The organism is Cedecea sp. NFIX57, from assembly GCF_900177785.1.
Classification (GTDB): domain Bacteria; phylum Pseudomonadota; class Gammaproteobacteria; order Enterobacterales; family Enterobacteriaceae; genus Cedecea; species Cedecea neteri_C.
Map to the genome: position 1 here is coordinate 15,701 of NZ_FXAS01000045.1, position 10,852 is coordinate 26,552.

The window sequence follows — 10,852 nt, forward strand, 5'->3', positions numbered from 1 at the left end:
CGGTTTTTTTATATCCAGAACATCCCCTTCTCTCTTTTCCCCGTATTCTTGTATTACTCCTGATAAATTTGAGGTCGCTATGTGGTTGCTTGATCAATGGGCAGAACGACATATTCTTGATGCGCAGAGAAACGGTGAGTTCGAGGGGCTGGTCGGCAGCGGTGAACCAATATTGCTCGACGATGATAGCCATGTTCCTCCAGAGCTTCGTGCCGGATACCGTCTGCTAAAAAATGCAGGTTGTTTGCCGGCACAGATGCAGCAGCGGAAGGATGCTATTGAGCTGGTTGATCTGCTGAAAACGGTGCATATTCAGAGTGAGGAGTACCTGGCGATTAGCAAAAAGCTTGCGCTTCTTGACCTCAAGCTCCGACAAGCGGGCATAAACACCGACTTCTTACGCGGTGAGTATGCCGTAAAATTGATGCAGCATATCGATGAGGAAAGGTGATGTTTCGTATAGGTGAACTGGCAAAACTGGCGGATGTGACGCCTGACACTATTCGTTATTACGAAAAGCAGAACATGATGGATCACGAAGTGCGTACTGAAGGCGGTTTTCGCCTGTACAGTGATAGTGACCTTCAGCGTCTTAAATTTATCCGCTACGCTAAGCAACTTGGTTTCACGCTAGAGGCCATCCGGGAACTGTTATCGATCCGTATCGATCCTGAGCATCATACTTGCCAGGAATCGAAAGGGATTGTGCAGAGTCGGTTGAGTGAGGTTGAGTCTAAAATAAAAGAATTGCAGAATATGCGGCGCTCGCTGCAGCGTCTTAACGATGCTTGTTGTGGCAGTGCACACAGCAGCGTTTACTGTTCTATTCTTGAAGCGCTGGAGCAGGGAGCAAGCAGTAAAAAATAGCCGCTTGATCTTTTACAGACTGAGGCATAGACTCGCGGCGATCGTTTAACCCATCTGGAGTGACTATGAGCACTAAATACCGCCATCAAAAAGGGCAAATTAAAGATAACGCCATTGAAGCGCTATTACACGACCCACTGTTCAGGCAAAGAATTGAGAAGAATAAGAAAGGGAAAGGCAGTTATCAGAGAAATGAGAAACACGGTAAGAGAGGTAACTGGGAGGCCAGTGGCAAACAAGCAATTCGCTTTTTTACCACTGGCCTTCTGCTTTTAATAACCCGTATTAATTCCGTTGGTTCTGTTCTTTCAGCAGGTCACGGATTTCGCTCAGCAGAACTTCCTCTTTAGACGGTGCCGGAGGTGCAGCTGGTTCTTCCGCTTTTTTACGATTCAGTTTATTGATCACTTTGATGGCCATGAAGATGGCAAACGCGACAATCACGAAGTCAAAAATATTCTGAATAAATACGCCGTAGTGCATAACTACCGCAGGGACATCACCCTGGGCATCGCGTAATGTTAAAGCAAACTGTTTAAAATCAACGCCACCAATCAGCAAACCCAGTGGCGGCATAATAATATCCGCTACCAGAGAGGAAACAATCTTCCCGAATGCTGCACCAATAATCACACCCACTGCCAAATCAACAACGTTCCCACGCATCGCGAATTCGCGAAACTCTTTTAAAATACTCATTTCTCTCTCCTTGTGCCGGCTGACAGTAATAATTCTAACAAAGGCTGTCTTAATTTCCATTGCTACAGGAAATAAGAATCTTTTGTTAATTCCATAATTTTAAAATGGTTTTTGTATGAAGAAACAGGGCAGAAAATATTTCTGCCCTGTTGAGTTTAGAGGAAGAATGGGCTTGGCTGGAACAGGCGTTCAACATCGCTGACAAATTTCTTATCCGTTAAGAACATAATAACGTGGTCGCCCTGTTCTATACGAAGGTTGTCGTTGGCTATCATGACGTCATTGCCCCGTACAACCGCACCAATGATCGTGCCAGGCGGCAGTTTAATCTCATCGATGACTCGCCCCACTACACGAGAAGTGCTTTCATCTCCATGAGCTACGGCCTCAATGGCTTCTGCAACGCCGCGGCGAAGAGATGAAACGCCAACAATATCGGCTTTGCGCACGTGCCCGAGTAGAGCAGAAATGGTTGCCTGCTGAGGTGAAATCGCAATATCAATCACGCTCCCCTGTACTAAATCAACATAGGCATTACGCTGAATAAGCACCATCACTTTTTTAGCCCCCATGCGCTTAGCCAGCATAGCCGACATAATGTTGGCTTCATCATCATTGGTGACTGCAATAAAGAGATCAACCTGATCGATGTGTTCCTCTGCCAACAATTCCTGATCTGAAGCATCGCCATAAAATACGATGGTGTTTTGCAGCATTTCAGCAAGTTCAGAAGCTCGTTGCTGATCGCGCTCGATCAATTTTACGCTGTAATCTTTCTCTAGACGGTGCGCTAAACCTGCGCCTATGTTACCGCCACCTACCAGCATTATGCGCTTGTAAGGTTTTTCAAGGCGCTGAAGCTCGCTCATTACCGCACGGATATTTTGCGAAGCGGCGATAAAGAAGACCTCATCGCCGGCTTCAACAATGGTTGAACCCTGTGGGCGAATAGGGCGGTCGTGACGGAAAATGGCCGCGACACGCGTATCGATGTGCGGCATATGTTCGCGCATGGTGGAAAGTGCATTACCCACCAGTGGGCCGCCATAGTAGGCTTTGACTACTGCCAGGCTGACTTTCCCTTCGGCAAAATTCACGACCTGGAGTGCCCCTGGATACTCAATCAGGCGGTAAATATTGTCGATAACCAGCTGCTCAGGAGCAATCAGGTGATCGATGGGAACGGCTTCCGCATTGAACAGCTTTTCTGCATCGCGAACATAGTCGGGCGCTCGAATGCGGGCGATTCTGTTCGGTGTATTGAACAGCGAATAGGCGACCTGACATGCGATCATGTTCGTTTCGTCAGAACTGGTGACTGCGACCAGCATGTCGGCGTCATCAGCACCAGCTTCACGAAGTACGCGGGGGTGAGAACCGTGGCCCTGAACAACGCGTAGGTCGAACTTATCCTGCAGGCTGCGCAGACGAGCCTGGTTAGTGTCGACGACAGTAATATCGTTGTTTTCACCTACCAGATTTTCCGCCAGAGTGCCGCCGACCTGGCCCGCACCCAGAATGATTATTTTCATCGTTTATCGCTTCACGAGTGATGAAACTTATGACTCACCTTGTAGGGAGTCAGCTCTTAATTAGCTTAGCGTAATAGAAGCCGTCGCCATCGTCCGCCGCAGGGAGATTTTGAATGCCCGGTGTTCTCTCATCACCGGTTTCCACCAGTTTGGCATCGGTATGGCGCGCCAGAAACGCACTAACTTGATCTTTATTCTCGTCGGGGAGAATAGAACAAGTGGCATAGACAAGCGTACCGCCGGTTTTAAGGTGAGGCCAGATAGCATCCAGAATCTCTTTCTGCAGAGCAACAAGCTCAACGATATCCCTGTCGCGGCGCAGCCATTTGATATCAGGATGACGGCGAATGACGCCGGTTGCCGAGCAGGGTGCATCAAGTAAAATACGGTCAAACTTAGTATCCCCGCACCATTGCGAAGGGAAACGGCCATCTCCCTGCTTTACTTCTGCCTGCATACCCAAGCGCTCAAGATTTTCATGCACGCGTTTCAGGCGCTGAGCATCGACGTCGACGGCCATAACTTTTGCATTTGGCGCAGCTTCCAGAATATGCGTCGTCTTGCCGCCCGGTGCCGCACAGAGATCCAGAATGGTATCACCGTTTTGGGGATCTAAAAGATCGACGCTGCCCTGAGCAGAAGCATCCTGCACGGTCACCCAGCCTTGCTCAAAACCAGGCAATGCCTGAACGGGGGCGGGTGAATCAAGGCGAACAGCATCCTGGTATTTGGAATGTATATGGCCTTCCAGACCAGCCTCAGCCAGCAAAGCCATCCATGCTTCACGCGTATGGTGCTGGCGATTTACGCGCAGCCACATAGGTGGTCGCTGATTATTGGCATCGACAATGGATTCCCAGCGGTCCGGGTATGCTTTTTTCAAACGTTGCAGCAGCCAGGTCGGGTGCAGAAAACGGCTTTCATGCTTAGCAGCTTCTGCCATCAGGCTTTCCTGCTGACGCTGGAACTGACGTAATACGCCATTGATTAAGCCTTTAAAAGCCTGGCGTTTGATGGCGATGGCGCCCTCAACGGTTTCAGCCAGCGCAGCATGCGCAGGAATGCGGGTATACAGAAGCTGATAGATGCCGACCATAATTAAGTAATGGATTGTGCGCTGCTTTCCGGTCATCGGGCGTGACATGAGTTTGCCAACCAGCCAGTCCAGCTGCGGGAGGGTACGCAGCACGCCGAAGCACAGCTCCTGTAGCAGGGCTCTGTCTTTATCGGACACTTTCTGCTGTACCCCAGGCAGTACATTACTTAATGATTGTCCTTGCTCGACAACTTGTTCAATTGTTTGGGCAGCCAGGCTGCGAAGATTCAATGTTTTTTTCATTATCGTGCTCTGGTTTTTCCAGCGCTATAAACAAAAATGCCCAGGTAACCCTGGGCGTATAAATGCGGTTTTATCAGGAGAGGACTGTACCAGGTTCAAACCATTCACGGCGTGAGTTCAGCAGGTCCTGCGCTTTCATGGCTTTTTTACCTGCAGGCTGCAGTTCTTCAAGATTCAGAATGCCCTCGGCGGTCGCAACCTGGATGCCTTGTTTACTGGTGGCCAGAATGGTGCCCGGTGCTGAATTTGTCTGGGTGTTGATCACCGACGCGCGCCAAACTTTTAGCGGCTGCCCGTCGATTTCCAGCCAGCTCATTGGCCATGGATTAAAAGCACGGATACAGCGTTCCAGTTGAACGGCAGAAAGGTTCCAGTTGATGCGGGCTTCTTCTTTGCTGAGTTTCTCAGCATAGGTCACCAGCGCTTCGTCCTGAACCTCCGGCATAGCGGTGCCGTTGGCTAGCTGTTCCAGTGTGTCCAGAAGGCCTTTAGGACCTAGCCCTGCGAGCTTGTCGTAGAGGCTACCGCTGGTGTCTTCGGCCTCAATCGGGCAAGAGAGTTTATACAGCATGTCGCCGGTATCGAGACCGACGTCCATTTGCATGATGGTGACACCTGTGTCTGCATCCCCGGCCCACAAAGAACGCTGGATCGGGGCGGCACCACGCCAGCGTGGCAGCAGTGAACCATGAACATTTACGCAACCCAGGCGAGGCATATCAAGCACCGGCTGAGGCAAAATCAGACCATATGCAACCACCACCATAACATCGGCGTTGAGGTCGGCAACCAACTGCTGATTTTCCGCTTTACGCAGCGTAGCCGGCTGAAAGACAGGAATGCCTTTCTCTTCCGCCAGCACTTTTACCGGGCCTGGCATGAGTTTTTTACCGCGGCCTGCCGGACGATCTGGTTGGGTAAATACACCAACGACTTGGTGCTGAGAAGACAACAGCGCGTCAAGGTGACGCGCTGCGAAGTCTGGGGTTCCGGCAAAAATAATACGCAGAGAATCTGACACGTTGTTTGTTGTCCTTAAGCTTTCGCTTTCAAACGGTCGAGTTTTTCAACTTTCTGGCGAATACGTTGCTGTTTCAGCGGCGACAGATAATCGATAAACAGTTTACCGACCAGATGATCCATTTCGTGCTGGATACAAATCGCCAGCAGGCCATCTGCTTCCAGTTCAAAGGCTTTACCGTCACGATCCAGCGCGCGAATTTTCACTTTTTCTGCACGAGGCACCAGCGCACGCTGTTCAGGGATGGACAGACAACCTTCTTCAATACCGGTCTCACCGCTTTTTTCCAGCAGTTCCGGGTTAATCAGCACCAGCTGTTCGTCACGGTTCTCGGATACATCAATCACGATGATACGTTGGTGAATATCTACCTGCGTAGCCGCCAGGCCAATGCCTTCTTCGGCGTACATAGTATCGAACATATCATCAACGATACGCTGAATGTCCGCATTCACTTCTTCAACCGGTTTAGCGACTTTGCGAAGGCGCTCGTCGGGAATATGTAATACTTGCAAAACTGCCATAAATTTCCAGAGCTGTGTTCAGTAGTAGAAAGGATTATTCCCTCTATTCTAGACATTTCCCCGGCTGATTGACAGCATCAGTGACCAATCGCAAGGATTGCTTTGATGGCCTGTGGCAGGGGGATTGAGTGCAGATAACTGAGATTTGGCTACGTCTTATGGCTGTTAAGGGGCTGAGTGGGGATAAGTTCCTAAAAATAGCCCACTTCCTGGAACGATGCCCAGTGGTAGAAAGGGAGAGTCTGCTCGCAGCGGGATTAAATGCCCGAGAATGTGCATTATTTACTGCATTTGATGCGCGCCAGCTTGAAGCTAGTCTTCTCTGGCTCGATAAGCCAAATCACCATCTGCTGACGGCAGAAGACGTTCTCTATCCTGAGCAGCTCAGAGCCATAAATGATTATCCTGCCGCCCTGTTTGTTGCAGGTGAACCTTCACTACTCAGCCAGAACCAGATTGCAGTTGTCGGTAGTCGCAACCTGTCAGATTACGGCGAGCGCTTTTGCCGGCAGTTCTGTGAAGCGCTTGCACTGTCTGGGCTGGTGATAACCAGCGGGTTGGCATTGGGCATTGATGGCGTGGCGCATCGTGCGGCACTGAGAGTCAAGGGTAAAACCATTGCTGTGCTGGGTAATGGATTAGGCAGCGTTCACCCTAAACGTCATTTGATGCTAGCCCGGCAAATTATTGAGCAAGAAGGCGCCGTGGTTTCTGAGTTTCCTCTTTCCTGTACGCCCTGGCCCTCGAACTTTCCTTGGCGCAACCGTGTTATCAGTGGGTTGAGTAGAGCCGTTTTTGTCGTAGAGGCCGGTGAGCGAAGTGGATCGCTGGTGACTGCCCGCTATGCTGTTGAACAGGGGAGAGAGGTATTTGCTCTGCCCGGTACGGTAGGCAGTCCGGGGAGCGATGGCCCGCACTGGCTTATCCAACAGGGAGCAAATTTGGTGCGAAGCCCACAGGATATCCTCGATTATCTCGCCTCTGAACTCCACTGGCTTCCCGCTTCGCACAATGTGTCAATATATTCGCCAAATCAACAGGACGCCGCATTGCCATTTCCCCATCTGTTGGCTAACGTAGGAGATGAGGTTACACCTGTTGACGTCGTCGCTGAACGTGCCGGCCAACCTGTGCCAGAGACGGTAGCTCAGTTACTCGAACTGGAGTTAGCAGGATGGATCGCAGCTGTACCCGGCGGCTATGTCCGATTGAGGAGGGCATGCCATGTTCGACGTACTAATGTACTTATTTGAAACCTACATCCACAGCGAAGCAGAAATGCGCGTTGATCAGGATAAGCTGACGAGCGATCTTACCGACGCTGGTTTTGATCGTGAGGACATTTTTAACGCATTAGTGTGGCTTGAGAAGCTGGCCGACTATCAGGATGGTTTGACCGAACCGATGCAGCTTGCTGCCGACCCTCTCTCTATGCGTATTTTTACCGCAGAAGAGAGCCAGCGGCTTGATGCAGACTGTCGGGGCTTTTTACTGTTCCTTGAACAGATTCAGGTGTTAAATCTCGAAACCCGCGAAATGGTGATTGAGCGCGTGCTGGCGCTGGACACAGCAGAATTCGAACTGGAAGATCTGAAGTGGGTTGTGCTGATGGTGCTGTTCAACATTCCGGGGTGTGAAAACGCCTACCAGCAAATGGAAGAATTACTCTTCGAGGCAAATGAAGGTATGCTGCACTAAATTGAGTTGCAGCATGAGATGTTATGGCCAAGTCAGCACTGTTCTCGGTGCCAAAAAATGAACCCTGCCCCCAATGCGGGGCAGAGTTAGCAATACGTTCCGGTAAACATGGCCCGTTTTTGGGCTGTTCCCATTACCCGGAATGCGATTATGTTCGCCCGCTAAAGAGCCAGGCCGATGGGCATATTGTTAAAGTGCTTGATGGTCAGCAATGCCCGGTTTGTCAGTCAACGCTCGTGCTGCGTCAAGGGCGGTTTGGCATGTTTATCGGCTGCAGCAATTACCCTGAATGCGAACACACGGAAATCATTGATAAACCCGATGAGACGGCAATAGCGTGCCCCCAATGCCAAAAAGGGCAACTGGTTCAGCGTCGTTCTCGCTACGGGAAAACGTTCTGGTCCTGTAATAGCTATCCGGACTGTCAGTTTGTCATTAATTTTAAGCCGGTAGCGGGTATCTGTTCTGAATGTCAGTATCCGCTGCTTATTGAAAAGAAAACGGCTCAGGGCGTGAAACGCTTCTGCGCCAATAAACAATGTGGAAAGCCGGTAACGGCGGAACAAGCCAGTGAATAATAACCTGCCTGAAGGCCAGCTCGCGCAGATCGTAGCGGCCCTGAAAGAAGAACAAGTCATCGCCTACCCAACCGAAGCCGTCTTTGGCGTTGGTTGCGATCCCGATAGTGAACTCGCAGTTACTCGCCTGCTTGAGCTGAAACAGCGTCCGGTAGATAAGGGCCTTATCCTTATCGCCGCCAATTTTGAGCAGTTGAAACCTTATATAGATGCCGCTGCGCTTAATGAAGCACAGCTTTCGGTGGTGTTTGCAAGCTGGCCTGGCCCGGTGACGTTTGTTTTCCCGGCCTTGCCTTCCACCCCAAAATGGCTGACCGGGCGTTTTGATTCTCTGGCGGTGCGTGTGACCAATCATCCGCTAGTGAAAGAGCTATGTCTTGCCTATGGTAAACCTCTGGTGTCTACCAGTGCGAACCTCACAGGCTTGCCTCCGTGCCGCACTTCGCAGGAAGTCCAACAGCAGTTTGGCCAAAGTTTCCCGGTACTGATGGGGGATACCGGCGGGCGACTGAATCCTTCAGAAATCCGTGATGCCTTAACCGGCGAACTCTTCCGTCAGGGGTAATTATGGAAACTTTCGCCGTCTTTGGTAACCCTATTCAGCACAGCAAATCCCCTCTTATTCATCGCCTTTTCGCAGAACAATTGGGAATTGAACATCCTTATGGACGCGTACTTGCTCCGTTAGACACTTTTGCTGAAACACTTGAAGCCTTCTTCAATAAAGGCGGAAGGGGGGCCAACGTCACCGTACCTTTTAAAGAACAAGCTTTTACTCGAGCAGACGAGCTAACTGAGCGGGCGGCGCTTGCAGGTGCGGTCAATACGCTCAAGCGTCTGGAAGATGGACGTTTGTTTGGAGACAATACTGATGGTATTGGCTTGTTGAGCGATCTGGAACGTTTGAAGCTGATCAAACCCGGCGATCGTATTGTGCTGGTGGGGGCCGGCGGCGCAGCGCGTGGTGTACTGCTGCCCTTGTTATCATTAGATTGTGCGGTCACGATAACCAACCGTACGTTTGCCAAAGCGGTAGAACTGGCTGATTTATTCGGCCATACGGGAAGTGTTAACGCCGTGGCAATGGATCAGCTCGAGGGGCATGAATTCGATTTACTGATCAACGCCACGTCCAGCGGAATTGGCGGTGAGATCCCTGCGCTGCCGGTTTCTCTCCTTTCTCACCGCGTAAGCTGTTACGACATGTTTTACCAGAAAGGGCTGACGCCATTCTTGAGCTGGGCTACAAGCTACGGCGTAGTGCATTACGCTGATGGTCTTGGCATGCTGGTGGGGCAGGCTGCGCACGCTTTTATGCTTTGGCATGGCGTGATGCCAGATGTTGCGCCAGTCATTGAGGCGTTGAAAAGAGAAATGAGGACGTGAACCAGGCCATTCAGTTTCCGGATCGTGAAGTCTGGGATGAAGCGCAGCAGGCTATCCGTTTTCCTGCGCTGGTGCAGGGATTCCGGGTTGAGTGCGCGATAAGCTCACGGGCTATTGCCAGCCGCTTCGGCGGCAATGGCGCCGAAGAATGGCTTTCTTTGTTTCGGGAACATCGTTGGGATCTTGAAGAAGAAGCCGAAGGCCTGATCGAAAGTGAGCAGGAAGGCGATCAAGGGTGGTACTGGCTATCCTGAGCCAGATACTCATCTTTCCAGCGCACATAATTGTTAGCGGAGTAGGTTAATCCGGCCAGCTCCGCTTCAGTCAGGCGGCGAATCTGTTTCACCGGGCTGCCTAAATAGAGAAAGCCGCTTTCCAGGTGCTTGTTCTGGGGGACCAGGCTACCAGCACCAATCATCACATCATCTTCTACTACTACTCCATCTAATAGGATCGACCCCATTCCGACTAAGACGCGATTGCCGATCGTGCAGCCGTGCAGCATTACCTTATGGCCTACCGTCACATCTTCGCCAACGATCAGCGGGTTCCCTTCGGGTTTGTAAGAGGACTTATGGGTAACATGAAGCACGCTGCCATCCTGGATGTTGGTGCGTGCTCCAATTGTCACGGTGTTTACGTCCCCGCGAATAGCAACTAACGGCCAGATACTGACATCATCCGCCAGTTTTACATCACCAATGACCACGCTGGTGGGATCAACCATGACTCGCTCATCGAGTTGAGGGAAAGTTTTTTGAAAAGCACGCAGTACCGCAGACATAAACACCTCAGGGAAATTCATTATAGAAATAGACTGTGGCCGCTTTCTTGAGCAATGGCAAGGGAGTAAAGGGCGGTAAAGAGGGCAGATCGAACAGGATCTCAGCGAAAAGAGTGAAAACTAAACATTCAGAAAAAAAGATCGAAAAAGTACTTGTGCTAAAAAGTGGGATCCCTATAATGCGCCTCCATCGAGACGGCACAGTGAATCACTTCACAAATTGGCCGGTTCGATAAAGAGAAAAAATCCTGAAAATCAGGGTTGACTCTGAAAGAGGAAAGCGTAATATACGCCACCTCGAGTTAGCAAGCGAAAGCGCCTAACTCACTGCTCTTTAACAATTTATCAGACAATCTGTGTGGGCACTCGCAGGATTGATATCTCAGCATCTTCGGATGCAAACAAATATCAAGTCTTGAAGAGT

Annotated in this window: 15 protein-coding genes; 9 read left to right on the top strand and 6 right to left on the bottom strand. The window is 50.6% G+C overall.

Annotation, left to right across the window (positions count from 1 at the left end; all coding sequences use genetic code 11):
* Nucleotides 1–79 precede the first annotated feature (79 nt).
* The 3 genes from B9Y90_RS23415 to B9Y90_RS23425 all read left to right on the top strand — a co-directional run bounded on the left by B9Y90_RS23415 (nt 80) and on the right by B9Y90_RS23425 (nt 1,217).
* The gene (locus B9Y90_RS23415; RefSeq protein WP_085542784.1) at nt 80–451 is read left to right on the top strand and encodes a DnaJ family domain-containing protein; all 372 of its coding nucleotides are present in this window, start codon (nt 80–82) and stop codon (nt 449–451) included.
* Nucleotides 451–867, top strand: a complete 417-nt coding sequence (gene zntR / locus B9Y90_RS23420; RefSeq protein ID WP_008457203.1) for a Zn(2+)-responsive transcriptional regulator — start codon at nt 451–453, stop codon at nt 865–867. The genes B9Y90_RS23415 and zntR overlap by 1 nt, the downstream gene beginning before the upstream one ends.
* A gap of 65 nt (nt 868–932) precedes the next feature.
* Nucleotides 933–1,217, top strand: coding sequence for an alternative ribosome-rescue factor A (locus tag B9Y90_RS23425; protein ID WP_071842690.1), 285 nt, complete (start codon nt 933–935; stop codon nt 1,215–1,217).
* On the opposite strand, the gene mscL is transcribed toward B9Y90_RS23425, so the two are convergent.
* From mscL to def, 5 genes are all read right to left on the bottom strand, one after another.
* Complete coding sequence (gene mscL / locus B9Y90_RS23430; protein WP_008457207.1) at nt 1,153–1,566, bottom strand: large-conductance mechanosensitive channel protein MscL; 414 nt, start codon at nt 1,564–1,566, stop codon at nt 1,153–1,155. The genes B9Y90_RS23425 and mscL overlap by 65 nt on opposite strands.
* Nucleotides 1,567–1,721: 155 nt before the next feature.
* Nucleotides 1,722–3,098 (bottom strand): Trk system potassium transporter TrkA, encoded by a 1,377-nt coding sequence (trkA, locus tag B9Y90_RS23435; protein WP_008457209.1) that lies wholly within the window; start codon nt 3,096–3,098, stop codon nt 1,722–1,724.
* Between the two features lie 49 nt (nt 3,099–3,147).
* Entirely contained in the window at nt 3,148–4,437 is a 1,290-nt protein-coding gene (rsmB, locus tag B9Y90_RS23440) for a 16S rRNA (cytosine(967)-C(5))-methyltransferase RsmB (RefSeq protein ID WP_085542785.1), read from the bottom strand.
* 73 nt (nt 4,438–4,510) lie between these two features.
* Complete coding sequence (gene fmt, locus B9Y90_RS23445) at nt 4,511–5,458, bottom strand: methionyl-tRNA formyltransferase (RefSeq protein ID WP_039288274.1); 948 nt, start codon at nt 5,456–5,458, stop codon at nt 4,511–4,513.
* 14 nt (nt 5,459–5,472) lie between these two features.
* Nucleotides 5,473–5,982, bottom strand: coding sequence for a peptide deformylase (gene def / locus B9Y90_RS23450; protein ID WP_039288271.1), 510 nt, complete (start codon nt 5,980–5,982; stop codon nt 5,473–5,475).
* A gap of 128 nt (nt 5,983–6,110) precedes the next feature.
* Here def and dprA point away from each other — a divergent pair, with 128 nt between their 5' ends.
* From dprA to B9Y90_RS23480, 6 genes are read left to right on the top strand one after another with little or no spacing between them, the layout of a single operon-like run.
* A complete protein-coding gene (dprA, locus tag B9Y90_RS23455) occupies nt 6,111–7,235 on the top strand; it encodes a DNA-protecting protein DprA (protein WP_085542786.1) in 1,125 nt (374 codons plus the stop codon).
* Entirely contained in the window at nt 7,207–7,680 is a 474-nt protein-coding gene (gene smg / locus B9Y90_RS23460) for a DUF494 family protein Smg (RefSeq protein WP_008457217.1), read from the top strand. The genes dprA and smg overlap by 29 nt, the downstream gene beginning before the upstream one ends.
* 23 nt (nt 7,681–7,703) lie before the next feature.
* The gene (locus B9Y90_RS23465; protein WP_085542787.1) at nt 7,704–8,258 is read left to right on the top strand and encodes a DNA topoisomerase family protein; all 555 of its coding nucleotides are present in this window, start codon (nt 7,704–7,706) and stop codon (nt 8,256–8,258) included.
* Nucleotides 8,251–8,823 carry an L-threonylcarbamoyladenylate synthase type 1 TsaC gene (gene tsaC / locus B9Y90_RS23470; protein ID WP_085542788.1) on the top strand — a complete coding sequence of 191 codons (573 nt, stop codon included), beginning with the start codon at nt 8,251–8,253 and terminating at the stop codon, nt 8,821–8,823. The genes B9Y90_RS23465 and tsaC overlap by 8 nt, the downstream gene beginning before the upstream one ends.
* A gap of 2 nt (nt 8,824–8,825) precedes the next feature.
* A complete protein-coding gene (gene aroE / locus B9Y90_RS23475; RefSeq protein ID WP_085542789.1) occupies nt 8,826–9,644 on the top strand; it encodes a shikimate dehydrogenase in 819 nt (272 codons plus the stop codon).
* The gene (locus B9Y90_RS23480; protein ID WP_085542790.1) at nt 9,641–9,898 is read left to right on the top strand and encodes a DUF1488 family protein; all 258 of its coding nucleotides are present in this window, start codon (nt 9,641–9,643) and stop codon (nt 9,896–9,898) included. Before aroE ends, B9Y90_RS23480 begins: the two co-directional genes overlap by 4 nt.
* Here B9Y90_RS23480 and B9Y90_RS23485 read toward each other — a convergent pair.
* Complete coding sequence (locus B9Y90_RS23485; RefSeq protein WP_008457228.1) at nt 9,874–10,428, bottom strand: gamma carbonic anhydrase family protein; 555 nt, start codon at nt 10,426–10,428, stop codon at nt 9,874–9,876. The two genes, B9Y90_RS23480 and B9Y90_RS23485, sit on opposite strands and share 25 nt — an antisense overlap.
* Nucleotides 10,429–10,852 lie beyond the last annotated feature (424 nt).